Annotated in this window: 23 protein-coding genes; 18 read left to right on the top strand and 5 right to left on the bottom strand. The window is 50.7% G+C overall.

What is annotated here, in order from left to right; all coding sequences use genetic code 11:
- Nucleotides 1-335: 335 nt before the first annotated feature.
- Nucleotides 336-2,876: a primosomal protein N' gene (gene priA / locus F1C16_RS12750; RefSeq protein WP_185281025.1), complete on the bottom strand. Its 2,541-nt coding sequence runs from the start codon at nt 2,874-2,876 to the stop codon at nt 336-338.
- Nucleotides 2,877-3,236: 360 nt separating this feature from the next.
- Here priA and F1C16_RS12745 point away from each other — a divergent pair, with 360 nt between their 5' ends.
- The gene (locus F1C16_RS12745) at nt 3,237-4,001 is read left to right on the top strand and encodes a ferritin-like domain-containing protein (RefSeq protein WP_258048899.1); all 765 of its coding nucleotides are present in this window, start codon (nt 3,237-3,239) and stop codon (nt 3,999-4,001) included.
- Nucleotides 4,002-4,050: 49 nt separating this feature from the next.
- Entirely contained in the window at nt 4,051-4,929 is an 879-nt protein-coding gene (locus F1C16_RS12740; RefSeq protein ID WP_185281024.1) for a ferritin-like domain-containing protein, read from the top strand.
- A 66-nt stretch (nt 4,930-4,995) separates the two neighbouring features.
- Here the strand turns inward: F1C16_RS12740 and F1C16_RS12735 are convergent, their stop codons facing one another.
- The 4 genes from F1C16_RS12735 to rpsF form a co-directional block, all read right to left on the bottom strand.
- The gene (locus tag F1C16_RS12735; RefSeq protein ID WP_185281023.1) at nt 4,996-7,146 is read right to left on the bottom strand and encodes a GSCFA domain-containing protein; all 2,151 of its coding nucleotides are present in this window, start codon (nt 7,144-7,146) and stop codon (nt 4,996-4,998) included.
- Between the two features lie 242 nt (nt 7,147-7,388).
- Entirely contained in the window at nt 7,389-7,832 is a 444-nt protein-coding gene (gene rplI, locus F1C16_RS12730; protein WP_185281022.1) for a 50S ribosomal protein L9, read from the bottom strand.
- 111 nt (nt 7,833-7,943) lie between these two features.
- Complete coding sequence (gene rpsR / locus F1C16_RS12725; protein WP_185281021.1) at nt 7,944-8,195, bottom strand: 30S ribosomal protein S18; 252 nt, start codon at nt 8,193-8,195, stop codon at nt 7,944-7,946.
- Between the two features lie 4 nt (nt 8,196-8,199).
- The gene (rpsF, locus tag F1C16_RS12720) at nt 8,200-8,574 is read right to left on the bottom strand and encodes a 30S ribosomal protein S6 (RefSeq protein WP_185281020.1); all 375 of its coding nucleotides are present in this window, start codon (nt 8,572-8,574) and stop codon (nt 8,200-8,202) included.
- Between the two features lie 382 nt (nt 8,575-8,956).
- On the opposite strand from rpsF, the gene F1C16_RS12715 reads away from it, so the two are divergent.
- The 16 genes from F1C16_RS12715 (at nt 8,957) to F1C16_RS12640 (ending at nt 26,154) form a co-directional block, all read left to right on the top strand.
- Nucleotides 8,957-10,306, top strand: coding sequence for a cytochrome c3 family protein (locus F1C16_RS12715; protein ID WP_185281019.1), 1,350 nt, complete (start codon nt 8,957-8,959; stop codon nt 10,304-10,306).
- Nucleotides 10,307-10,446: 140 nt separating this feature from the next.
- Nucleotides 10,447-13,482 carry a TAT-variant-translocated molybdopterin oxidoreductase gene (locus F1C16_RS12710; protein WP_185281018.1) on the top strand — a complete coding sequence of 1,012 codons (3,036 nt, stop codon included), beginning with the start codon at nt 10,447-10,449 and terminating at the stop codon, nt 13,480-13,482.
- A gap of 81 nt (nt 13,483-13,563) precedes the next feature.
- Entirely contained in the window at nt 13,564-15,021 is a 1,458-nt protein-coding gene (nrfD, locus tag F1C16_RS12705; protein ID WP_246601689.1) for an NrfD/PsrC family molybdoenzyme membrane anchor subunit, read from the top strand.
- The gene (locus F1C16_RS12700) at nt 15,014-15,541 is read left to right on the top strand and encodes a DUF3341 domain-containing protein (RefSeq protein ID WP_185281017.1); all 528 of its coding nucleotides are present in this window, start codon (nt 15,014-15,016) and stop codon (nt 15,539-15,541) included. Before nrfD ends, F1C16_RS12700 begins: the two co-directional genes overlap by 8 nt.
- Entirely contained in the window at nt 15,541-16,281 is a 741-nt protein-coding gene (locus F1C16_RS12695; RefSeq protein WP_185281016.1) for a cytochrome c, read from the top strand. Before F1C16_RS12700 ends, F1C16_RS12695 begins: the two co-directional genes overlap by 1 nt.
- Nucleotides 16,282-16,287: 6 nt before the next feature.
- Complete coding sequence (locus tag F1C16_RS12690) at nt 16,288-17,592, top strand: quinol:cytochrome C oxidoreductase (RefSeq protein ID WP_258048898.1); 1,305 nt, start codon at nt 16,288-16,290, stop codon at nt 17,590-17,592.
- Between the two features lie 92 nt (nt 17,593-17,684).
- The gene (locus tag F1C16_RS12685) at nt 17,685-18,773 is read left to right on the top strand and encodes a cytochrome c oxidase subunit II (protein ID WP_185281015.1); all 1,089 of its coding nucleotides are present in this window, start codon (nt 17,685-17,687) and stop codon (nt 18,771-18,773) included.
- 24 nt (nt 18,774-18,797) lie between these two features.
- Nucleotides 18,798-20,660 carry a cbb3-type cytochrome c oxidase subunit I gene (locus F1C16_RS12680; RefSeq protein WP_258048897.1) on the top strand — a complete coding sequence of 621 codons (1,863 nt, stop codon included), beginning with the start codon at nt 18,798-18,800 and terminating at the stop codon, nt 20,658-20,660.
- A gap of 164 nt (nt 20,661-20,824) precedes the next feature.
- The gene (locus F1C16_RS12675) at nt 20,825-21,913 is read left to right on the top strand and encodes a heme A synthase (protein WP_185281014.1); all 1,089 of its coding nucleotides are present in this window, start codon (nt 20,825-20,827) and stop codon (nt 21,911-21,913) included.
- Between the two features lie 56 nt (nt 21,914-21,969).
- A complete protein-coding gene (cyoE, locus tag F1C16_RS12670) occupies nt 21,970-22,821 on the top strand; it encodes a heme o synthase (protein ID WP_185281013.1) in 852 nt (283 codons plus the stop codon).
- Nucleotides 22,822-22,832: 11 nt separating this feature from the next.
- Nucleotides 22,833-23,420, top strand: a complete 588-nt coding sequence (locus F1C16_RS12665) for a cytochrome c oxidase subunit 3 (RefSeq protein WP_185281012.1) — start codon at nt 22,833-22,835, stop codon at nt 23,418-23,420.
- Between the two features lie 21 nt (nt 23,421-23,441).
- Nucleotides 23,442-24,218, top strand: coding sequence for a cytochrome c oxidase subunit 3 (locus tag F1C16_RS12660; RefSeq protein WP_185281011.1), 777 nt, complete (start codon nt 23,442-23,444; stop codon nt 24,216-24,218).
- Between the two features lie 85 nt (nt 24,219-24,303).
- Nucleotides 24,304-24,648, top strand: a complete 345-nt coding sequence (locus tag F1C16_RS12655) for a cytochrome C oxidase subunit IV family protein (protein WP_185281010.1) — start codon at nt 24,304-24,306, stop codon at nt 24,646-24,648.
- Between the two features lie 36 nt (nt 24,649-24,684).
- Complete coding sequence (locus F1C16_RS12650) at nt 24,685-25,302, top strand: SCO family protein (protein ID WP_185281009.1); 618 nt, start codon at nt 24,685-24,687, stop codon at nt 25,300-25,302.
- A gap of 224 nt (nt 25,303-25,526) precedes the next feature.
- Nucleotides 25,527-25,832 carry a DUF420 domain-containing protein gene (locus tag F1C16_RS23025; protein WP_258048896.1) on the top strand — a complete coding sequence of 102 codons (306 nt, stop codon included), beginning with the start codon at nt 25,527-25,529 and terminating at the stop codon, nt 25,830-25,832.
- A 64-nt stretch (nt 25,833-25,896) separates the two neighbouring features.
- Nucleotides 25,897-26,154, top strand: a complete 258-nt coding sequence (locus F1C16_RS12640; RefSeq protein ID WP_185281008.1) for a hypothetical protein — start codon at nt 25,897-25,899, stop codon at nt 26,152-26,154.
- The last annotated feature ends 89 nt before the right edge of the window (nt 26,155-26,243 follow it).

Genomic DNA, 26,243 nt, shown 5'->3' with positions numbered 1-26,243 from the left:
TCGTTGGATTCGACTATGATCCGAAAGCCAGCTCCTACAATCACTTACCCAGATAACCCGTTGCGGGCATACGGCAAGCCCGACCGTAAGACTACAATAGTTAACGTTGCAGGTGCAGTTGTTGCTGGGGTAGGGGTAGTAAGCTTGGTGCAGGCGGGAAAAACTTCAAATTCTGGTACGCCATGGGGCGGCTTGGGGGGACTAATTGCTGGTTTTGCTGGTATAATATTGCTATTAGGCGGCATCGCACTACTATTTTTCCAAGGGAAGAACGGTCGTGTACGGCGCCTACGCCAAGATAGGCGTCGAGCGCAGGGTAGGAGCTAAGCTGCCTCCTACATCGGGTCCACATCGGCCGCAATGCGTGCCTGCTTGAACTCCTTTTGGTCCTTCACGATGTTGATGGCGTCGCGAATATCACTTTTGGCCGATTTCAGAACCGTATGCTCGCGGCTGAGCTTGATGGTAATTTCCTGCAAGTAGAAGTTGCGGATACGGAAAATGTACGGCGCTTCTGGCCCCAGCACAGCCTCGCGGCCCAGACGGTCCACCAATTCCTGGGTGAGCAGAATAGCTGCCTGCTCGGCCAGGAGCTGATCTACGTGTTTCACCGTAAGGCGAATCACGCGCATGAACGGCGGATAGCCATGCTCGCGCCGTTGCATGATTTCGTACTCATAGAACTCCAGGTAATCGTTGCGAATCACCTTATCGAAAATCACCTGCAACGGGTCGCCGGTCTGGATGATGACTTTGCCTTTCTTTCCCTTGCGGCCGGCCCTACCACTCACTTGCACAAACATCTGGTAGGCTCGCTCGTGCGCCCGAAAATCGGGGTAGTGAATGATGCTGTCGGCGTTGATGATGCCTACCAAGCTCACGTTGGCAAAGTCCAACCCTTTCGTTACCATCTGGGTGCCTACCAGAATATTGGTTTTCTGCTGCTCGAAGTCGCTGATAATTTGCTGGTAGGAGTTCTTGGCGCGGGTCGTGTCCAGGTCCATGCGCTGCACCTGGGCTTCGGGTAGCATGATTTTCAGGTCGTCTTCCAGCTTCTCGGTGCCGAAGCCTACTGTTTTGAGGTTGCGTGAGCCGCAGGCCGGGCACTCCACCGGCATCCGCTCGTGGTAACCGCAGTAGTGGCAGCGCAGCTCGTGCACGTGCTTGTGGTAGCTCAGGCTCACGGCGCAGCTCTTACACTTGGGTATCCAGCCGCAGTCGAGGCAGTTGATGAAGGGCGAGTAGCCGCGCCGGTTTTGGAACAGAATCACTTGCTCCTGCGCGCCCAGTTTGCGCTCCATCTCCTGCATCAGCTCTGGCGTGAAATGGTTGAGCATAGTTTTTTGCTCCCGGCTTTTGCGGGTATCTACCAACTCAATCTCGGGTAGGCCCGCCTCACCGTAGCGTTTGGTCAGTTCCACCAAGCCGTAGCGGCCGGCGCGGGTCTGGTAATAGGTTTCCACAGCAGGAGTAGCCGAGCCCAATAAGGTTTTGGCGCCCTGAAAATTGGCCATCATCAAGGCCACCTCGCGGGCATTATAGCGCGGCGCCGGGTCGTATTGCTTGTAGCTCGACTCGTGTTCCTCATCCACAATCACCAGCGCCAGATTGTCGAAGGGTAGGAACACGGCCGAGCGCACGCCCACTACCACCTGAAATCGCCCCGACAGCACACCGTTCCACACCTCCACCCGCTCGTTGTCGGAGAATTTGGAATGATACACGCCCAGCCGGGTGCCAAACACCCGCATCAGGCGCGTTACAATTTGGGCTGTAAGGGCAATTTCGGGCAGCAGGTAGAGCACCTGCCCGCCACCCTGCATGGCCTGCTGAATGAGGTCGATGTAAATTTCGGTTTTGCCTGCGCCTGTCACACCGTGTAGCAGCACTATGTCTTTCTCGGCAAAGTGTTGCAGAATCTCCCCGCGGGCCGTGTTTTGCGCCTCGCTCAGGGTGAAATTCAGGCGGGTTTCGGCCGTATGGTCCAGCGGGAAACGCGACACAATCACGTCGAACTGCTCCAATACACCATTTTTAATCAAGGTGTTCACGGCCGAAGCCGAGAGGTGCGGAGCGCTGCTGAGGTAGGCTTTTTCGATGCCCTGGTGATTGGCATGCTCGTTCTGGTAGATGGGCACTTTCTGCAAAAAGCGCATCAGCACGTCCAGCTGCTTGGGTTTGGTAGCCAGCCGCTGAAACAGTTCTTCCAGCGCCGCTTCGGCCACAAACGTGTGGGCTAGCCGTACTTTCTTCACCACCTTCGGTGAGTATTTATCACTCAGATGCTCAAACAGAAAGATGACCTCCTTCTGCATCAGGGACTTGATTACACGGTGGAACGAGCTGATGCCCAACAATTCACCTACCTCTGTAAAGGTCATTGACTTACCTTCCTCACCCGTACGCAGGACCTCCACAATGCGCTCTTCCTGCTCACTCAAAGGGTAGGGACTTTCCTCCAGCACAAAGGCCGGATGAAGCTGCACGCGGCTTTCCGAGCTAAGCTTGAGCGCGGCGGGTAAGGCCGCATTGATCACCTCACCTAGGGTGCACATATAGTAGTCGGCCATCCAACGAAACAGCTTCAGCTGCGGCTGCGTCACTACCGGCGCATCGTCGATAAATTCCAGAATGTACTTGGCCTGGTAGTCTTTGGGCGGCGTTTCGTGCACAGCGGCCACAATGCAGCTCAGCGTTTTTTTAGCGCCGAACTGCACAATCACGCGTCCGCCAATAACCACTTGGTCATTCAGCTCATAGGGTACACGGTAGGTATATAGTTTGGGCAGAGGGAGGGGCAAAATCACGTCCGCGAATAGCGTGACGCGGTCGGTAGCCACCGGCTCCGGCTGCACAAAGTCAAACGAAAGGCTCAAAAGAAGGAAGCTATCAGGCGAAAGTCAAAAAGCGGACTACAAAGATAACCGTTTCGCGGGCGCGTGGTTGCCGACATGCTGAGTTTAGCCCGGCAGTGAAATGTAGATGATGCGTGCAGCAACTCAACTCGATAAGCTCCGCAATGTGTTGGATTTATCAAGTTGAATGCAAGGGGCTTTCTCTCAAAATTGAGTTAGTAGGAAGCACATACTTTTCTTGTAAAAAGCATATCAACTTGTTATAATCCTGCTAGTTATGTGCATAATTCGGGTATTATAGATAGTTGGAAAAAAGAGGTAAATCCAGTTCCGCAATGGTTTGCGTAAGCTTTGTATTCTCACCTTTTAACCCAAAATAATATGTCTAAAGTGATGCACAATGACACTGAGACCAAAGGTCTTAGTGAAGGGCTGAAGATGCCTTTGGAGCGGCGTAACTTTCTACGCTATACAGGCCTGGGCTTGGCAGTAGGTGGTCTGGCATTAGCTGGCTGCAACGACGTGATGGAGGACATGTCGCAGACACAAAGCGCCAACGCTACTGCTGCCGATATGGCTAATATGGTAGATGTAGGTAGTGGCGACGTAGGTATTCTGAATTATGCGTATGCCTTGGAGCAACTCGAGGCTGCTTTTTACGCACAAGTATTGCAAACCCAATACTATAACAGTACATCGGCTCCACAGAGAGTATTCCTGCGCGATATTGAAGCGCATGAGCGTATTCACCGGGAGTTTTTCAAAATGGCCATTACGGCCGCTGGTGCTACCCCTATTAAAGACCTGGAGGTAGACTTTTCCAGTATTGATTTTCGTACCAAGAACGGGGTATTGAGCGTAGCCAAAGCCTTCGAAGACTTAGGAGTAGCTGCGTACAACGGCGCTGGTAAACTTATCAAAAACCCTGCTTACCTAACCATTGCTGGCAAGATTGTATCGGTAGAAGCGCGTCACGCTGCTATTGTCCGCGACTTCTTGGAGTACAACACCTTCGTTGGTCCTGATGTGGTGGACCAAAGCAACGCGCTGGAGAAATCAATGATGCCCGCTCAGGTAGTGGCCATTGCCAACAACTTCCTCAAAGAAGGCTCGAAGCTGAACGTGAGCAACCTGCCCACGGAATAAGCATCGCCTACACACTCTCACATCTTTCTGTTCTGTAAACCATTACTCCATGAATATTCTCAACATACTCGCCGAAATCGAGAAGGTAGACCCGGAAGTCTATGAGCGGCTCGACCAGCGTCGTCAGGTTTTCAAGCACTTTGCTGGTTTCGGTAAAAAACTAGCCACAGCCGCTGTGCCGTTGGCTATGGGCTCCATGTTCCAGAAAGCCTACGGGCAGTCTTCAGGCTTGAGCAAGCAGGTAACCGACGTTCTGAACTTCGCCCTCACGCTGGAATACCTGGAATACTACTTCTACGATATGGGCGTGAAGACGCGTAATCTGTTTGTGCAGGCCGATCTGGCCGCCATCACGATTATCCGCGACGACGAAATGAAGCACGTCAACTTTTTAAAGGCTGTATTGGGTAGCAGCGCCATTGCGCCGCTCAGCGCCAACGATTTCGATTTCACTGGCTCGAAAGGTGGCAAGCGTGCTCCTTTAATTTCAGAGGTGTTCCGTTACCGGCAGAATTTCCTAGCACTGGCGCAGGCTTTCGAAGATACCGGCGTGCGCGCTTACAAAGGCGGCGCTCCACTGCTGATCGAAAATAATACGGTGCTCGAAGCTGCTCTGAACATTCACTCTGTAGAAGCCCGCCATGCCTCGCACATCCGCACTATGCGCCGCGGAGGTACGCAGGCCAACGGCCTACCCAAGAGCTGGATTACCGGCAACGAAGGCGGTGGCCCCTTGCCAAGTGTAACGGCTCCCGTGTATGGCCCTGGTATGCCAGCCGATATGTTCCCTTCGGAAGCTAACGTCACGCAAGCCGGTATCGACCTCACGTCTATCCCCAACGTAACGGCCGATCAGGCCTCCGAAGCATTCGACGAGCCGTTGGATATGGCTACAGTACTCAATATTGCTAGCAACTTCCTCAAATAGCTCTCAGATACTGAGCGAAGAAAAAAAGGGCAGCCGATAGGGCTGCCCTTTTTTATTTTTACTACCCTACGTAGCCGACGTGTCGCCGGGTGCTGCTGGTTTTTTGCGTGGCGGCCTACTGCGGCGCTTAGGGGCAGTAGGCGCAGGTTCCGTCGTGGGCGCAGTTTCAGTGGTTGGCTCTACAGTCGGCTGCGGCGCTGCATCGGGCGCTGGCGGGGTAGAAGTTTTAGCAGCTTTCTTTCGGGGTGCCCTCGGCTTGGGTGCAGTAGGGGTAGGCGTTGCGGCCGGTTCCGGTGCAGTCGTATCAACCGGCGCCGGAGTGACAGTCGTTTTTTTGCTGCGAGAAGCCCTTGGCTTAGCTGGTGCTTTGGACTTAGCAGCTTTGCGAGTAGGCGTTGCTTCAGTATCGGCTGACAGGGTAGAAACAGCCTCATCATCGGCCACAGGGACAACCTCTGGAAGCTCCATTGGCGGCGCAGATGGCTCAGGCGTTGGCGTTGGCTCAGTGGTAGCAGTAACCGCTGAGACGGCGACAACAGGTGCTTCCTCTTCAGCTGGTAGCAGGGTAGGGGAGGGCGCAGAAGCTGTTTCTGTAACTATTGGGCCCGAGGCTTCGCTCTGAATCAATTCAGGAGTTGTCTCGGGGAGCTCTGTGGAGGCGTTTTCCGGGGTAGCGTAGAGAGGTGCCAGTTGGCGGCCACGGTTTTTACCCGAGCGCCGTGCCTTTTTCTTGTCGGCCAATATCTGACCAGCTGTACGGCCCTTGCGGGGCTTTGGCACAATATCAATATCCTCTGCATCCGCTGCTTCTTCAACGGATTCCTCCACAGACTGTTCTACTATTGTAGATTGCTCGTCAACTACCTCAACGGAAGGACGTAGATCAGCTTCAACAGCTATTTCTGCATCTTCATTGGGCTCCACCGAGCCCGCCTCCTGGGCTGCTAAAGCCTCTAGCGCAGCACGTTTGCGGGCCGTGCGCTTGGCTCCGCCTCGGCTCCGTCGTTTTTTCCTGGGAAGTTGAGTAACTGCTTCATCCACAACCTGCTCAGCTTCTTCTACCACAGGCGTAGCAGGTAGGTCGGCCAGTGCTTCCTCTGAGTAAACAACCTCCTCTTCCGTAATAGACGCCAACGCTAATTCCGTGGCAACTGCGGGAGTTTGCTCAGCATACTCGCCAATATCAATTCGTTCCTCATCGTCATCCGACTCTGGCTCCGGTTCAGGCACAGAAGGGATAGGTAGCGCTGCTAACTGCTGCTCTACGGCTTCTATCTCAGTTGTTACATCAGCTTGCTGGCCCAGACGCCGCAGGCGCTCCAGCGTGCTTTCTAAAAACTGGCGATGCTCAGGAGCGCCTGCATACAACGGCCTATGATGTAACGCCTGCTGTACAGAATGCCACTCCTTTTTGAAGCGGCCAAACGCTGCATCGAAGTACGTACGCGTAAACCGCTCCCAGATGTAATCTTGTGCCACCACGGAAGGGTGCAGCATATCATCGGCATAGAAACGGTAGTCACGTAGATCGTCTAACAGCAGCTCATAAGCCGGGAAATACGATACATCGGGTAACAGCTCACTCAAGTAATGGCAAGCCAGTCGAAGAGCTGATTTGCTGACAGCATTCAGCGGGAGTGTATCCTTCAAATGGCGTACGGGACTTACCGTCAATATAAATCGCAGCTTCGGATTATGACGCCGTAAGTAGGCGTGGGTTTCCGCTACGGCGTTGATGATTTCGTCCGGTGTCAGCAATTCCTTCTCAAACTGATCTGCCGGAATTTTGTGGCAATTGCTAACCAACTCGCCTGTAGCGCGCAGCCGGTAGACAAATGCGGTACCCAGCGTCAGCATCACCACATCGGCGGTGCCCAGAAATTCGCCGGTTTGCTGTACTAGCTCTTGAATCTGCTGTAATAACGTCACCGGCGAATCGGCGCCAAGGGTAGCGTGCAGGTCGTAGCTCTGCCAGCGGCCGCGGGCTTCTACTAAGTGCTGTTGCCAATCCATATCCTCACCAGCCGCTGCACGCAGCAACTGGCAAGCCGTGAGCGGATTAAACACGGTGCCGAAGGGATTCACAACGGCCGCGACCTTATTTTCGGTTAGGCGCGCGCCAATTGTCTCCGCGAAGCAGGAGCCCACCGTCAGCACCCGTGCTGCGTGTGGCAGCTGCTGCGGATAAGGAGTAAGAGGAATTTCAGTACGAAACATGCAAGGAAGCTAGGGCCGATAGCCGGCCAACAAATACGCTGCGCTACTCCTGAGTCGCGCGCCACCAAAGCGCGGCAACTTCAAAAGCAAAGCACTCATGGACAAAGATGGGAGTAAATTGCTTATATAAACGAGTTAGCTAATACGGAGGGTAGCGCATGTTGGCCAGAAAGCTGTTCTATCAGCAACGAAAAAGCCCGACTACCAAAGCAGTCGGGCTTTCTTAGTTAAAAAGTAGTTGCTTACTCAGCTACTACGTTGAAGCGAACCTGATGCTTCACTTCTTTGTGCAAGTTCAAGGTAGCGGTATACTCGCCAGCCGTCGAAGGCTCTTGGTCAAACGAAATACGCTTGCGGTCTACCTCAATGCCCTTGTTAGCGAGTGCGTCAGCCAACTGAAGCGTGGTTACGCGACCGAAGATCTTGCCGGTTTCGCCCACTTTCGCTGGAATTTCCAGCACCATATCACCAATTTTGTCGGCAATGGCTTGAGCGTCGCCCTGAATCTTATCGGCTTTGTGCGCAGCCTGACGTACGTTCTCAGCTACGATTTTCTTGTTCGATTTGTCGGCCAGAATAGCCAGACCCTGGGGCAGCAGATAGTTACGACCGTAGCCGGCCTTCACCGTTACGATGTCGTTCTTCTCGCCCAGACCCTTTACGTGGTCTTTCAGAATTACTTCCATGACTTTGTTGGTTTCTGGTTGTTGGTTTTTGGTTTCCTGGTGGTCTCCTCAATTTCTAGTGAATAGAGGAAACGGCCAAGTAACCAAAAACAAAAAACCAATAACTAGAAACTATTTTAACGAATCGGTTACGTACGGCATCAGCGCCAAGTGACGAGCTTTAGCTACGGCCTGGGCTACCTTGCGCTGAAACTTCAGGCTGGTACCAGTGATGCGGCGGGGCAGCACGCGGCCCTGCTCGTTCACAAACTTCAGCAGGAAGTTCGGGTCCTTGTAATCGACATACTTGATGCCGTTTTTCTTGAAGCGGCAGTATTTCTTACGCTGCTCCTGCTTGTGGATTCTTTCGTTGGCTAGGCTCATGATACTAGGCGGCGGCTTCCGATTGTTGTTTGGCTTTCTGCTGATTCATCTCGCCATTACGGCGGCGCTGGTTGTACGACACAGCGTGCTTATCCAGCACAGTGGTCAAGAACCGGATAATGCGCTCGTCACGACGGAACGCCAGCTCCAGCGTATCCACGATGTTGCCCTCACCAGTGAACTCAACCAGGAAATAATAACCGGTTGATTTCTTCTGGATAGGGTAGGCCAGCTTGCGCAGGCCCCAGCTTTCCTGATTGATAATGTCGGCGCTATTTTCCTTAAGCACCTGGGTGAACTTCTCGACCGTCTCTTGCACTTGGCTCTCGTTCAGTACGGGAGTCAAAATGAAGACCGTCTCGTAATTTCTTACTTCCATTACGACGGGGTGAAAATTGTGTGTGAAAACTAAATGAGGCGGCAAAGATACGCTTTTTCTTGCCCGATGCCTACGACCTAGTTATTATTTATTGCGGAAGGATAAGACTTAACTGACTGTGCGTCAGAATTTGCCTGTCCTCCCGAAACATGCTTTAAGTTAAGTATAGGAATCAATATAACTCTGCTAAGTAACAGCTACTTAGTAGTGTATATAATATTATATAAGTATAACTACTAGAATGTGAGGTAGTTTAGAATCTTTCTAACCAAGCTAACGAGGGCTAATTTTCGCCTCTTCTGGTTTGTTGTCTGCGATTCCCAACCTACATTTGTGGCCTTGATGCACGCCTGCGTTTCTTTCTTCCCAGTCAATTTGTGCTATGGATAGCATCCGATTTCGTACTCTCCCCAAACTGCTTCTTGCTCTTTTCCTGACAGTTGCCACCTTGGGCCAGTCTCTGGCGCAAGAGGTTGGCTCCGCGCCAGCGGTTAGCAAAGAAGGTGTAACGCCCGGCGCCACTGCCGGCGCCGATGGTGCCCCCGCTGCTGCGGAAGGTGCTGCCCCTGCCGCTGGCGGAGGCGATGCTGCTGCCATTCAGGCCGGCGATGCTTTGTTTAAAGGCAATTGTGCTCAGTGCCACGCTGTCAACGAAAAAGTGGTAGGTCCTGCGCTAGCAGGCATCACTAAGCGTCGTCCGATGTCCTGGATCATTCCATGGATTAAAAACTCCAGCAAAGTAGTTGCCAGCGGCGACGCATATGCTGTGAAACTCTTCAATGAGTATGGCAAGCAGCAAATGCCCAGCTTTGCCTTGTCGGATGATGAGATTAAGTCAATTATAGCCTACACTGTTTCGCAGGAAGGTAGCGCTAATCCTACCCCAGCACCAGGAGCAACAGCTGGAACTGATGGTGCAGCTCCTACCAACGCTCAAGGCAGCACCGAAGCTGGTCAGTATATCGACCTACTGATGATTGTGTTGGTAGTAGTACTGATTGTACTGGTAGTGACACTGGTTATCATTGCCAACCTAATGAAGGATGTGCTGCGTGGTCGCAAAGACCTCAGCGGCCGCGACGTAGAGCAACTCAATCAGCGTTACGACTTCTCGAAGATTTACAAGTCAGGTGCCGTACGTGGCATTGCCATCACGGTATTCATCTTAGTAGTACTCTACGAATCGGTACAGGCGGCTATGGGTATTGGCCTGACGCAAGGTTACCAGCCTACGCAGCCTATCGCCTTCTCGCACAAACTGCACGCCGGCGAAAATCAGATCAATTGCGCTTACTGCCACACCTCAGTATACAAAAGCAAGTCGGCCAACATTCCGTCGCCTAACATCTGTATGAACTGCCACTCGCAGATCAAGACAGAATCGCCGGAAATCAAAAAAATCTATCGGGCTATTGAGCGCAAGCAGCCTATCCAGTGGGTACGCATTCACAACCTGCCGGATTTGGCCTACTTCAACCACTCGCAGCACACCCAAGTGGGCGGCCTAGAGTGCCAGACCTGCCACGGTCCGATCCAGAATATGGATGTAGTATATCAGTACTCTGCCCTGACGATGGGCTGGTGCATCAACTGCCACCGCGAGACGCCTCTCAACACGAAGGGCAACGCATACTACGATAACCTCGTGAAGCTGCACGACACCAAGAACAGTGCTGTGCCTTTCACGGTGTCATCGAACGGTGGTACCGAGTGCTCGAAGTGCCACTACTAAATTGTACGTCTCGGAGGAAACCTTATTCTTAACGGTCAAACTCCGCGACAACCAAAAGATATTAAATAAGCCTTACTTGGAGATAATATGGGGTCAACATCACGACTCCAGTCTTCAAGACCCTAAGTCCCCATACACAAATGCAAGAGTCGCCTAAGTACTGGAAGGGAATTGAGGAACTGGAGAGCTCGCCGGAGTTTGTGAAGAACGCGTTGACAGAATTCGCGGACTTTCTACCGGTGAAGGAAACCTATGGCTCTTCCGACGCTGCGGTAGCCCCGCGCCGCGACTTCCTCAAACTGATGGGTTTCGGTATCGCTGCCGCTACCCTCGCCAGCTGCGAAACCCCGGTTCGCAAGGCTATTCCGTACCTGAATAAGCCACAGGAAGTAGACCCTGGCATTGCTAACTTTTACGCTTCTACCTACTTCACGGGTCAGGACTACAACAGCGTATTGGTAAAGACCCGCGACGGTCGACCAATTAAGTTGGAAGGCAACCCCGAGTCGCCGCTCACGCGTGGTGGCCTGTCGGCCCGCGCCCAGGCGTCGGTGCTGAGTCTGTACGATGGTGCTCGTCTACAGCATTTCACTATCGACCGTAAGAAAGCCGATAAAAATCGAGTAGACAGCGAAATCCGCACGAAACTGGCTCAAGCCGGTCGTATTGCCATCGTGTCGCCTACTATCATCAGCCCTTCGACCAAGAAAGTTATTGCTGAGTTTGCATCGCGCTACCCCAATACAGAGCACGTGCAGTACGATGTAATTTCGGCTAGTGGCCTGTTACAAGCTAATGGTGGAGCATTGCCGAGCTATAATTTCAGCCAAGCTAATGTTATCGTAAGCCTTGGCGCCGATTTCCTTGGTACTTGGCTGTCACCAGTAGAATTTGCTAAGCAGTATGCCACTACGCGCAAAGTATCGAGCGACAAGAAAACGATGTCGCGGCACTACCAGTTTGAAACGACAATGTCGTTGACCGGTGCCAATGCCGACACGCGCGTGCCGGTGAAGCCTTCTGAAATGGGTGCAGTAACCCTGGCCCTGTACAACGCGGTAGTAGGTGGTGGTAGCGGTTCATATAAGAATGCTACCCTAACTAAAGCTGCTAATGAACTGAAGGCAAACCGTGGCCGCAGCCTTGTGGTATCGGGTTCTAACGATGCCAATGTACAGGCATTGGTAGCAGCTATCAACCAAGCGCTCGGCAACGTAGGTACAACGGTTGATCTGGCTAATCCTTCGCTGGTTCGTCAGGGCAACGATGCCCGCATGACGCAACTGGTAAACGATATCAAAAACAAGAGTGTCGGCGCAGTTATTTTTTACAACGCTAACCCGGTATACGACCACCCTATGGGGGCGGACATTGCCGCAGCATTGCCCGGTCTACCTCTCACGATTTCGCTCAACGACCGTCTCGACGAAACTGGTTCTCTGTGCAAATACGCAGCTCCCGACCACCATTACCTGGAGTCGTGGAATGACTACGAGCCGAAGCGTGGGTACCTAAGCTTGGCTCAACCCGCTATTTCGCCGCTGTTTGCTACCCGGCAAGCGCAAGAAAGCTTATTGACTTGGGCTGGTAATAACACTAGCTACTACGACTATCTGCGTGCTCAATGGCGCGGCGTATTAGTCGACAGTGGCTTCCAAGCTGCTTGGGATAAAGCTGTACATGATGGCGTAGTAATGGGCACCGCTTCGCCTGCAACTGTACCTACTACTGCTGTGGATGCTGGGTCTGCTGCTGCTGCGCTGAGTGCGCCTGCAAAATCAGGCGAAGTAGAACTGGTTCTATATGAAAAAGTAGGCATTGGTAATGGCTCAGAAGCCAACAACCCATGGCTGCAAGAGCTACCCGACCCAGTTTCTAAAGCTACTTGGGGCAACTACGTATGCGTGCCTTATGACATGGCAAAAGCTAACGATTGGGAGCAAGGCGATGTATTGAAAGTGACTGCTGCCAACGGTAAATCGGTAGAATTGCCACTGTTGGTACAACCAGGCCAAGCAAAAGGAACAGTAGCTATTGCCGTTGGCTATGGCCGTAAGCAGACTGGTAAAGTAGGCGATGGGGTAGGGGCTAACGTCTTGCCATTGGCCACGATGGTTGGCAATGGCATTGTGTATGCTACCACTGCTAAACTAGACAAAACCGGCGCTAACGAGACAATTGCTCAGACCCAGACGCACCACACCATTATGGACCGTAAGGCCGTAGTGCAGGAAGCAACCCTGGCGAAGTACATTGAGAATCCGAAAGAAGTAACAGAGTACGAAAAAGTTGCTACTCCTGATGGTCTGGAAGCTCCCGCCCGTGTATCGCTGTGGCAGGACTACGAGTACAAAAACCACCATTGGGGTATGGCTGTTGACCTTAACTCGTGTATTGGCTGCGGCTCGTGCGTGATTGGGTGTCAGGCCGAAAACAACGTAGCTGTAGTAGGCAAACAAGAGGTAATCAACCGCCGCGAGATGCACTGGATGCGCATCGACCGTTACTACAGCTCCGACCACCACCGTGACGAGTTCGAGACGGAAGGTAAGCTAGCTACATATGCTGCGATGGAGAATCCGGCTGAAAATCCGAAAGTGATTTTCCAGCCGCTGATGTGCCAGCATTGCAACCACGCTCCTTGCGAAACGGTTTGTCCAGTACTAGCCACTACTCACAGTTCGGAAGGTCTCAACCAGATGACCTATAACCGTTGCGTAGGTACGCGTTATTGCGCAAACAACTGCCCGTATAAAGTGCGTCGTTTCAATTGGTTCTCGTACTACACTAACGAGAAGTTTGAGAACGTGAACGGCCACATGTTCACTGATCTTGGCCGCATGGTCCTCAACCCCGACGTAACGGTTCGGGCCCGCGGTGTAATGGAGAAATGCTCGCTCTGCGTGCAGCGTATTCAGCTTGGTAAGCTGGAAGCAAAGAAGCAGAAGCGTCGTCCGAAGGATGGTGAAATTGTGTCGGCTTGCGCTCAGTCTTGCCCCACTGAAGCCATCGTATTCGGTGATATGCGTGACCCGGAGTCGCGGATTTCGAAGCTCCTGCGTCGTGAAGACGGCGAGCGGGCTTTCCACGTCCTCGACCAGATCAACGTGCAGCCGAATATCACGTACCTGACCAAGATCCGGAACGTGGAGAACGGAAATGAATTTGTGATCTAGCCATTGAGAATAGGAGTAGGCAGTTTGCTAACAAACGTTACAAGCTGCCTGCTTCCTGCCACTTCCTTTAAATAAACCACTATGCAGCACGTATCGCCTGTACGGGAGCCGCTCGTAACCGGGGGGAAAACGTACCACGACATCACGCAGGACGTGTGCCGGCAGGTAGAAGCCAAGCCGAATATTCGGTGGATGGCGGCCCTGGCCGTTGCCCTATTCTTCCTTGGTGTATTTCTCTATTCTGTATACCGCACCCTATGGTATGGTATCGGGGAATGGGGCCTCAATAAAACTGTTGGCTGGGCCTGGGACATCACCAACTTTGTGTGGTGGGTGGGTATCGGTCACGCTGGTACGCTGATTTCTGCTGTACTATTGCTGTTCCGCCAGAAATGGCGCTCGTCCATCAACCGTGCAGCCGAAGCTATGACCATCTTCGCTGTAATCTGCGCGGCTATGTTCCCGGTGTTGCACATGGGTCGCCCATGGCAGGCTTACTGGGTATTTCCGCTGCAGAATACGTTTGGCTCACTGTGGGCAAACTTCAATTCGCCGCTACTGTGGGACGTATTCGCCATCTCGACTTACTTCTCGGTTTCATTGGTTTTCTGGTACATCGGTCTGATTCCTGACTTTGCTACCATTCGCGACCGGGCGAAAGGCCCTATTGCCAAAGTAGCTTACTCCATGCTGAGCATGAACTGGAAAGGTTCAGCTAAAGCATGGTCGCGTTATGAAACGGTTTCGTTGATTCTGGCAGGCGTTTCTACCCCGCTGGTACTGTCGGTACACACCATTGTATCGATGGACTTTGCTACCTCAGTTGTACCAGGTTGGCACACCACGATTTTCCCTCCTTACTTCGTGGCAGGTGCTATCTTCTCAGGTTTCGCCATGGTACTGACGCTGATGCTCATCACCCGAGTAGTGTTCAAATTAGAAGACTACATCACGCTTGAGCACATCGCCTTGATGAATAAAATCATGATGATTACGGGCTCTATTGTAGGGGTAGCGTACATCACTGAGTTCTTCATTGCCTGGTATTCGCAAGTAGAGTTTGAGCAATACGCATTCATTAACCGCGCAACCGGTCCTTACTGGTGGGCTTATGCGTCGATGATGACCTGTAACGTAATTACGCCCCAGTTGGTGTGGTTCCGTAAGGTGCGCTATAGCATCCCGATGACGTTTGTGCTGTCGATTATTGTTAACATCGGTATGTGGTTCGAACGCTTCGTGATTATCGTAACCTCCTTGCACCGCGACTACCTACCCTCGAGTTGGGCTATGTTCTCGCCCTCTATTATCGACATCGGTATCTATGTAGGTACGATGGGTCTGTTCTTCACCTTGTTCCTATTGTTTGCCAAGTTCTTCCCAGTTATCAACATGGCAGAGGTGAAAACGATCCTGAAATATGGTGTAGACAATGGCCCAACCTATACGGGTCAAGATCCGCACCACGCCCCTACGCATCATCACGCTACCCCTGGCGTACCGGCTTCCGCTCCCGTAACTTATACCAAACATGACTAAGCGTTTCGCCCTCGGCGTTTTCGATGACGAAGACGTACTCCTGCACGCCATTGAGAACGTGCGCGCAGCGGGAGTGAAGATCTACGATGTATTCACGCCTTTCCCTATCCACGGCATCGATGATGCTTTGGGTATTGAACGGAGCCGTCTACCTATCGCCGCATTCTTCTATGGTCTGTGCGGTTTGTCCTTTGCCCTGTGGATGCAGATCTACATGTTGGGATTTGACTGGCCCATGATCATTGGTGGTAAACCTCACATTTCGCTACCAGCATTCATTCCGGTTTCGTTCGAGTTGACGGTATTGTTCACCTGTCATGGTATGGCCATTACCTTCTTCATCATCACAAGCATGTATCCTAAGCCGAAAGTACAGGTGATGGATGTGCGTTCGACGGATGACAAATTTGTGATGGCTATCGAACTGAAGGACGATACAAGCAATCTAGGTCAGTTGACTCAACTGTTGCGTGATAACGGCGCTTCAGAAGTCAACGAAAAAGAAATGACTAAGAACTAATGGCGCATTCGCTGAAAATAGGTCTGCAAGCGTCGTTGATGGTATTTGGAGCAATCTGTACGACTGCTTGCCACGACGCCAATGACACCGGCATTGAATATGCGCCGGAGATGTACGAGTCTATTCCGTATGAGCCTCTACGACAAGTCACGGCTAATACAATCAACCCAATGGGTATCAATCAGCGTACGCCGCCGGTAGGTACCGTTCCACTGGGTAAGCTGGATTACTACGATCATATTCCGAAAGATAGCGTTGAGCAAGCTTCGCGTCGTTTGACTAACCCGCTGGCTTACACGCAGGAAAATCTAGTGGAAGGTCAGACCTTGTATGCTCGTAACTGCCAGCATTGCCATGGTGAACAAGGCGATGGGCAGGGGCCAGTAGGTCAGAAGTTCAAAGGCGTGCCCAACTATTCTGCCGGAGCCTATAAGACAATGAATGATGGGCATATTTACCACGTCATTGAATGGGGCAAAGGCCGTATGATGCCACACGGTTCGCAGGTTAACCCAGAAGAACGGTGGAAAATTGCCATGTACGTTCGTGCACTACAATTAGGTGAAGGACCTGATGGCTTGTCTAAAATGGTAAAGGTGGGCCCAACAAGCGCTGCTTCTGATTCAACGGAAACTTCTGATTCATCTAATCAGTCTGCTGTAGGAGAAGCGCAAGCTGGAACCGGTTCGGCTACCCCCGGACAGGGTAATACAAAAGCAACTAACGGAACGGCGAACTAAGGAACTATGGCAACACTGACGCACCACGAAAGCGCCACGGCTGAACACCTGGTACTTTCGTCTGATACCCGTAAAAAGTTTATTTGGCTAATTCTGGCCGGCGTTGTTCTATTCATCATCGGAGTAGCTCTGGCACTCTTCGGGGTAGGAGCTGAACATGCTAATGGCCACGAGGCTGCTGGCCATGCTGGTGCTCACCATGGTAGTCCGCTTTGGATTAAGCGCATTATAGTGAGTGTGTGGCACAGTAACATTTTCTTCCTTGGCTTATCAGTCGTAGGCACTGTTTGGGTTGCAATTAATACTGTTGCATACGCTGGTTGGTCAGCTGCTATTCGGCGCGTACCAGAAGCTACTAGTGCCTGGATTCTGCCAGGTGGTATCATTCTAGTTGTCGTTTTCCTGCTGAACCTATGGCACAGCGACATCTTCCACTGGACAACTCCAGGTATTATGACCCCTGGTAGTGAGACTTATGATGCTATCATTGCTGGCAAAAGTGGCTTCCTTAGCGTACCATTCTACCTGATTCGTACTGTATCCTACCTCGTTATCTGGTGGGTATTCACAGAGCGACTACGCAAATTGTCGCTGGAAGAAGACCTGAATGGAGGTACATATTATTTCCATCAGAGCATCAAAACGGCCGCGCTATTCCTAGTATTATTCGCGGTAACAGAATCGATGTCGGCTTGGGACTGGGTGATGTCAATTGACACGCATTGGTACAGCACGATGTTTGGCTGGTATGTCTTTGCTAGTTGGTGGGTATCAGGTATTGCTGCTATCACCCTGTGTACTATATTCCTGAAGCAAGCTGGCTATTTACGTTTTGTAAATGCAAGCCACCTGCATGATCTAGGGAAGTTCATGTTTGGCTTCAGTATTTTCTGGACTTATATATGGTTCTCGCAATTCATGCTGATATGGTATGCGAACATACCCGAAGAATCAGTATACTTCAACCAGCGTCTAGGTGGATTTGATAATGCTTATACTGGGTTGTTCTTCTTCAACCTAGTTATCAACTTTGCTTTTCCATTCTTGGTAATGATGACCCGCGACGCTAAGCGGCAGATGATCATGCTTAAGATTGTAAGCATTGCTATTCTAATAGGGCATTGGTTTGACTTTTATTTAATGATCATGCCTGCAACTATGCAGGGAAATAACGGGTTTATCATTGAAATAGGTACCGCGCTGGTTTTCTTGGGTAGCTTCCTTTTACTTATGACGAAGCGCCTATCACAAGCTTCACTGGTTCCCGTCAACCATCCTTTCCTCGACGAGAGCATCCATCACACGACTTAAATTTTAGACGCTGGAAATTGAAAGCTGTTGATTAGAACTTAGTTCTTATGACACTTTCGATTTCCAGCTGCTAGCTTCTAACTTCTTTACAAATGACTGCTCTTGGTATTCTACTGGTCTTGGTGTTACTGCTGGTCGTATTCGGCCTGTTGTTTCGCCTCCAGATTCTGACATCCATTTTCTCGGGTAGCTCTAACCGCGAAATCGGTACAAGCAACCGCGTTAATGCGATTTTATTCTTGGTTTTCCTTATTGTAGGTGGTGCCGCTTTCGCGTGGTCTTTCGCGGATAGCTTCGACGCCATGAACCCACCTATCGCTTCTGTGCATGGCCATGCATTGGAGAAGATGTTCTGGACTACAATGGTTATTCTGGGTATCGCCTTTGTGCTAACTCAGGTACTGTTGTTTGGGTACTCCTACAAATATCAGCATCGTGAAGGCCGTCGTGCTTTCTTCTTTGCGCACAACAATAAGATTGAGATTATCTGGACGCTGATTCCAGCTGTTGTAATGGCTGCATTGGTGTTTGCTGGCTGGAAAGAATGGACGCGTATCACAGGCCCTGCTCCTAAAGATTCAGTAGTTATCGAAGTGATGGGCAAGCAGTTTGGCTGGTTGGCTCGCTATCCTGGTCGTGACCAGAAGCTTGGGGTTGTGAATTATCGCTTGATTGATGCCTCTAATGACTTTGGCCTCGACCTAAGTGACCAAAGCTCACTGGATGATATCACATTCTCCTCAGGTGCTTTGCATATTCCCAAAGGCCACCCTATCATGTTCAAGATTCGTTCGCGCGACGTTCTGCATGCTGTGTATATGCCTCACTTCCGGGTGCAGATGTATGCCGTTCCTGGTATGCCTACTAAGTTTTGGTTCACGCCTACTCTGACAACGGAAGAGATGCGAGCTCAAACGGGTAATCCAAATTTTAAGTATGAGATGGCATGTAATCAGATATGTGGTCGGGGGCATTTTGCTATGAAAATGGAAGTGATTGTAGAGGAACCAGAAGACTACATTGCTTGGTTGTCGCAGCAGAAATCCTTCTCGTCACAGAATCCTGAAATTCTGGCTAACTTGAAGAAAAAAGCACAAGATCAAAAAACAATTGGAGTAACTGCTCCAGTAGGTCCGGCTGCTACAGCCGCTGTACAATCGGCTACTCCAGCTTCGTTGTAATTACATTTTAACGCACGCTTCTCTATGGCTGCTAATATTCCTACTAACGCACAGGCGCAAGGCGGTATTGGTGTGTCGGTTCCGCATACCGAACACGAAGATCATTTGCATAATGATGAGCACCACGAGCAAAGCTTTATTTCGAAGTACGTCTTTAGTACAGACCATAAAGTAATTGCCAAGCAGTTTCTCATCACAGGTATTTTTTGGGCCATTCTGGGCGGCACACTTTCTAGCTTGTTCCGCTTGCAACTTGGATGGCCTGAAGCAACTCTGGAATGGCTGACGCCGGTACTAGGTAAATGGGTGGAAGCTGGTAAACTGAATCCTGAGTTTTATCTGGCGCTGGTGACGATGCACGGTACTATCATGGTATTCTTCGTGCTGACAGCTGGTTTGAGCGGTACTTTCTCAAACTTCCTGATTCCGTTGCAAATAGGCGCTCGTGACATGGCTTCGGGCTTTATGAACATGCTATCGTACTGGTTCTTCTTTATATCCAGTGTGATTATGTTTTCGTCGCTATTTATAGAAACGGGTCCCGCTGCTGCTGGATGGACAATTTATCCTCCTTTGAGCGCCTTACCACAAGCTATTCCAGGATCGGGTGCTGGTATGACGCTATGGCTGGTGTCAATGGCTTTGTTCATTGTATCACAATTGTTAGGTGGTGTTAACTACATCACAACCATCATCAACCTGCGTACCCGCGGTATGTCGATGTCGAAGCTGCCACTCACTATCTGGTCGTTTTTCCTGACGGCTGTGTTGGGTCTGCTGGCATTCCCCGTGCTCTTCTCGGCTGCTTTGCTGTTGATCTTCGACCGTTCGTTTGGTACGAGCTTCTTCCTGTCAGATATCTACATTGCTGGCCAAGCATTGCCAAACACAGGTGGTAGCCCTATTTTGTTCCAGCATTTGTTTTGGTTCCTGGGTCACCCCGAGGTATACATCGTGATTATGCCGGCCATGGGTATGGTATCGGAGATCATGGCTACTAACGCTCGTAAGCCTATTTTCGGCTACCGTGCTATGATTGGTTCGCTTCTCGGTATCTCACTGCTTTCCTTCGTCGTGTGGGCCCACCACATGTTCGTGACAGGCATGAACCCCTTTTTGGGCTCAGTCTTCATGTTCTTGACGCTCATTATCGCGGTGCCTTCAGCTGTGAAAACGTTTAACTGGCTGGCTACTTTGTGGCGGGGTAACATTCGCTTCACGACAGCTATGTTGTTCTCGATTGGCTTCGTGTCGCTGTTCGTATCTGGTGGTCTGACGGGTATTGTATTGGGTAACGCTGCTCTGGATATTCAGATGCACAATACTTACTTCGTGGTGGCTCACTTTCACTTAGTGATGGGTAGCTCTGCTTTCTTCGGCCTATTTGCTGGTGTATACCACTGGTTCCCGAAGATGTTTGGTCGCATGATGGACGAGAAGCTTGGCTACATCCACTTCTGGTTGACTTTCCTCGGTGTGTATTTGGTATTCCTACCCATGCACTATGTAGGTATTGCTGGTTTTCCCCGTCGTTACTACTCTTGGACCGGTTTTGATACATTCAGCCAGTTTGCTGACCTGAATAAATTCATTTCGGTAGCTGCCATCTTGGCCTTCTTCGCGCAGTTTATCTTCATCTTCAACTTCTTCTACAGCATCTTCCGCGGTCGTCGGGCTACAGAGAATCCCTGGCAGTCGAATACGTTGGAGTGGACTACGCCGGTTGTTCCCGGTCACGGTAACTGGCCTGGTGCTATCCCCGCTGTGTATCGTTGGCCATACGACTATAGCAAGCCTGGTGCTGAGACGGACTTCATTCCGCAGAACGTACCTTTCTCGCAAACGCAGTCGTCGAACATGCCTTACGAGCGAGAAATGGCTGACTAAGTTTCGCCTGAGTGTATTTCAAACGGGCCGCTGTATTTACGGCGGCCCGTTTTTATTTAATCAACCGAAAGATATAGCTAGCTCAGATAAATTCGGCATTTAATCAATTTTCTGGAGCAACACGCCAGTGAACTTTGTTTCACTAGTAAGAAGATTTATAACCTATGCACACTCCTGCTTTTGTTCGCCGGTTTCGGTTTTTCGGTGTACTCACTGTTGTATCGGTTTACTTGTTGATCTTGGTAGGAGGCATTGTGCGTAGTACAGGCTCCGGTATGGGTTGCCCCGATTGGCCGAAATGCTTCGGAATGTGGGTGCCACCTACCGACATTAATCAGCTCCCAGCTGATTACAAAGAAGTGTATACAGCTCAACGAGTGGCCAAAAACAAACGACTCGCAGTTACTCTACAGCGTTTCGGCTTTCAGCAGGTAGCAAGCAATATTTTTGCACACCCTACGCAGTACATAGAAACAGATTTCAACCCGGTGAAAACTTGGATTGAATATGTAAACCGCTTAGTAGGCGCCTTAATTGGTGTGTTTGTGTTTCTAACGGCTGTCTTGGCGTGGCCCTACTGGCGCCGCGACCAAATAGTGTTCTGGTTGGCATTTTCAGCTTTTATTCTGACAGGAGTACAGGGCTGGCTGGGTTCATTGGTTGTTTCTACCAATTTGCTACCCATTATGATAACTATTCATATGGGGTTGGCGCTACTTATTGTGGCTATGCTGATTTATGCGGTAGAGCGCTCACAGCGGGAGGCTATAGAGGTAGAAAGGAGCAGTGAAGCATCTGTCGCAACTGGAATGTCGGGCTGGCTATGGTTGATTGTTGTGTTGACGTTTGCACAGATAGTGCTAGGAACCCAGGTACGAGAACAGGTTGACTTAGTATCTACTGCAAATGGCTATATGCAACGACAAACCTGGATTGATCAATTAGGAAGCGTTTTTGCAGTACACCGCACGTTTTCAGCAGTGTTGCTGCTATTGAATGCTTACGTAGTCTATCAGCTGTACCGGCAGCCTAATCGGCGCCTACAACGCTTAGCTACTGTGGTCATTGGCGTAATTGTAGTAGAGATTCTGGCTGGGGTTACACTGGCTTATTTTAGCCTGCCAGCAGCAGTTCAACCAGTGCATCTTTTGTTGGGTACTCTATTGTTCGGGGCGCAGTTTGTCTTGTTGTTGGCCTACCGGTACGCTCGGAAAACAGTAGGGCAGGCCGCGTTTCCAAGGGTTGTTGCGTAACTTTGCGCCCCGCGTTTGGTCGAGTATAACGGCCAATTATCAGTCTAATCTCTCGGATGTCTAAAGCCAGAGCGTTTTTTCAGCTACTCAAGTTTCGTCTGGCCCTCACGGTAGCCTTTTCTAGCGCCATTGGTTACCTACTGGGGGCTCATGAGCTTGATCTGGGTAAAGCACTGTTGGTATTGGTAGGCGGCTTGCTGGTTACAGGCTCGGCCAATACCATTAATCAAATTTTTGAGAAGGACCTCGATAAGCTTATGAAGCGCACCGCCAAGCGCCCTATTCCCACGGGAGTAATAAGCATCGCGGAAGGCTGGGTGTTTGTCCTTGTAACCGGCTTATTAGGATTAGGAATCTTAGCCTACTTCTTCAACCCTCTGACCGCGGCGTTGTCATTGCTTTCGTTGATTCTGTACGGGTTCATCTACACGCCGCTCAAAACAATCTCACCGATATGTGTGGCCGTTGGTGCTATTCCGGGCGGAATGCCGCCTATGATTGGCTGGGTAGCCGCTACCGGCATATTAGGGGTAGAGGCCTGGATTTTATTCGGAATTCAGTTTATGTGGCAATTCCCGCACTTCTGGGCCATTGCCTGGGTATTGGACGATGATTACAAGAAAGCTGGTTTCAAAATGCTGCCTACCCCAGGTGGTAAAGACCTGCGCACGGCCATCCAGATTATGACCTACACGCTGGTGCTGATTCCGCTGAGCCTGTTGCCAACGGTCTTTCACATGACGGGCACTACCTACGGAATAATTGCTGTGGTATGTGGAGTTTTATTCCTAGGGCAAACGTTCTATCTCATGCGTACCTGTTCCAAGAAAGCGGCGATGAGCATCATGTTCGGCTCGTTTCTATACCTGCCTATTGTACAGATTGCGTTGGTATTCGATAAACTGTAACCTACTCAAGTATGCATACCTCTGAAGTTTTAACCGCTAAAGAACCCGGTACTGGTCAGCACCCGTACCGCTTGCAACTGATTCTGCTGATGATCAGCAGCTCTATGATTTTTGCTGCCTACACCAGTGCTTATATTGTGCGGCGCGATGAAGGCAATTGGCTGGAATTTGCCCTACCCATGGCGCTGGCCATCAACAGCGCTATTATCTTAGCAAGTTCTGGTACAATGCAGTGGGCTTTTATGGCAGCCCGGCGCAACAGCATCAAACAAGTTCGGATTGCACTGATTCTGACCTTTATATTAGGTCTAGCCTTCTTGGTAGGACAGTGGAATGTGTGGGGAGAATTAGTAGCCAGCCGAATTTTCTTCGGCGGTACCGACGCCAATCCTTCTGGTTCGTTCGTATACGTGCTCATGGGCGTACACGCCTTCCACCTCGTTACAGGCCTTATTTTTCTGTGGGTTGTGCTCCGCAAAAGCTTGCGCTATGAAGTACATTCCAAGCAGATGCTCTCGATAGGCAATGCGACTATCTACTGGCACTTCCTCGGTGGGCTTTGGTTGTACCTGTATTTGTTCCTACTTTTGAACCACTAGTATTGTCTTACCCCGCATAGTATGTCCACTTCTTCCTCAACGCTGGCCCCCACGACGAATTCGGTCGAACTCGAACAGCCACGTTCCGGCACTTGGGATGGCGGTAACGAACCCTTCAAGGCGAGCTACGGCAAGCTGATGATGTGGTTCTTTCTGCTGTCGGATGCCTTCACGTTCGCCGCGTTCCTGACCACCTACGGCATGATCCGCCACCGCAATCCGGTGTATGTGGGTGATGTCGAAAATTTTGAATTCTCGACTGCCTACTGGCCCATTCCCGAGAAGGTATTTAATGCCTTCCCTGGCTTCCACGGTGTAGATCTACCGTTGGCCTTCGTGGCGTTGATGACCATGATTCTCATCTTCAGCTCTGTGACGATGGTACTGGCTGTGGAAGCTGGCCACCGCATGGACAAGAATGATGTGCAGAAGTGGCTGCTATGGACTATTCTGTTCGGCGCTACGTTCTTAGGTTCTCAAGCCTGGGAGTGGAGCCACTTCATCAGCGGCCACGAAGAAGGTACGCTGATGAGCGACGGAACCATGTTCCATGGTGCTAATTTGACCATGAACCAGTATGGACCGGTACTCTTTGGTGACTTATTCTTCTTTATCACGGGTTTCCACGGTACGCACGTATTCTCGGGTGTCTGCTTGTTGGTATGGGCTTTTATTGCTACTACCAATGGCACCTTTGAGAAGCGTGGCCATTATGAAATGGTAGAGAAAATCGGTCTCTACTGGCACTTTGTAGACTTGGTTTGGGTGTTTGTTTTCACCTTCTTCTACCTCGTTTAATCGTAAACTTAAATGGCTGGTCGTCCAACAGCGCGTTGGGACGACCAGCCATTTACCCATTCAGTAATTCAACCATTTAGTTATAATGGCACATCACGTCGAAGTTCAGCACAACGAGATACGGGAGATTCCGAAGCCCAATACCGGCTGGATCTGGAAAACCTTCTGGGTACTAGTAGGCATCACGGCCGTTGAGTTCGTTATTGCCTTTACGATGCCATCCAGCACCTTACGCAATAGCATCTATATCGTGCTAACTATTTTCAAGGCTTTCTTCATCGTAGCTGAGTTTATGCACTTAAAGCACGAGACGAAAGGCCTTATCTGGAGCATTTTGATTCCAGTTGCGTTACTTATCTGGTTGTTGGTTGCTCTGGTAACGGAAGGTTCTTACGCTGGCGAGTTGCTTCAGCATACATTCAGTAGCTAATCTATGCGGCCCCGGCAAACCCTGTTGTTGGGCCTCATGCTGCTTGTGCCCGTCCTAGCTTTTCTGTTTCTGAAAAGCTTCGGCACCAATCATTACGCGCTGCCAACTTTCTTCCCCGAACGTGTTGATTCAACACAAGTTGGCGGAAAGTGGCAGCGCGATACTGTTTATCACCACCTGAACAGCTTCGGTCTAACCTCGCAATCTGGGCATCCAGAAGCTATAGCGGAAATAGCGGGTCGTGGCCTATATGTAGCAGGATTCTTGTGTGCTAATTGTCCTGGCGCCTCGCCCGAGCCCATTGCGCAGCTGGCCCGCGTGCAGGAGCTGTATCGGCAAGATTCTCAGGTGAAGTTAGTCACGTACTTAACCGCCGGTATCACGCCCGAGAAGGCTGCTGAACAGTATGGTGCTATTGCCGGCAAATGGTGGTTTCTGGCGGGTGACAGCGCAACAATGCGTCGCGTGGCTGATGATTACCATTTACCAACCGCTACAAACAGCACGATTCAGACGTCGAATCTGTTTCTAATAGACCGCGACCAACAGATACGCGGCATTTACGACGGTACCAAGCACAAGGAGATTGAACGGTTGCTGACCGAAATAGGCGTTCTATTGTACATCTATGAGCACGACGACGCAGACCGCTAATCCTAGCGGTACTACCAAATACAAGATTTTAGCTGGCGTACTGGGTGCAGTGATACCGTTGGCCGTTGCCGTACTATACTTCTTTCCGGGTATTCTGAAGGTAGAAGGCGCTAACGTGAAGATGCTGCCGGCTGTGAATGCCGGATTGAACTCTCTGACAGCTGTTTTTTCTAATACTCGGATACTACTTCATCCGGCTAAAGGATGTAGCGCGTCACCGCGCTATGATGAGCATAGCCTTCCTACTTGGGTCGTTGTTCTTGGTGTCGTACGTAGCGTATCACTCGCAGGGCATCGTCACGAAGTTTGGCGGGGTAGGGGCTATTCGAGGGGTATATTACTTCCTGTTGCTAACGCACATTGTGCTGGCAGCCGTAACGGTAGCCCTGGTGCTTTTCACGCTATATTATGCGCTGACGCAGCAATTTGCTAAGCACCGCCGGATAGCCCGCTGGACTTTCCCTATTTGGCTGTATGTGTCCGTTACGGGGGTTATCGTGTACTTCATGATTGCACCCTATTACACGTAATAGCCGTTAGCGTAAAACAATTGTCGGAGTTGAAACTTAACGCCTACTTAGGTGTTCAAATCATATGAAAAAGGCCATCAAATCCAGTGTATTTCTGTTGCTGCTGAGCACGTTGCTTAGTTTACTTCCGTTGGCAACACAGGCCCAGTGCGTGCTGTGTAAGTCACAGGTAGAGTCGTCGCGTACGGAAAAAGACGGCTACGACGTAACAGGTCTAAACAAAGGCATCGTCTACCTCATGACGGTTCCTTACCTGTTAATGGGTACAGTAGGGTATTTCTGGTATCGCAACGTGCAAAAGAAGAAAGCTGCGCAGCAGTAGAAGCTAGATTGCATTCTACGCGCAACTATTGTATTAAGCAGTGAATGCCGCCAAATGGCGGCATTTTTGTTAGCTTCCGGGTAGGTTTG

This window comes from Hymenobacter sp. NBH84 (assembly GCF_014217645.1).
Taxonomy (GTDB): Bacteria; Bacteroidota; Bacteroidia; order Cytophagales; family Hymenobacteraceae; genus Hymenobacter; species Hymenobacter profundi.
This window is presented reverse-complemented; position numbering and strand designations above follow the sequence as displayed.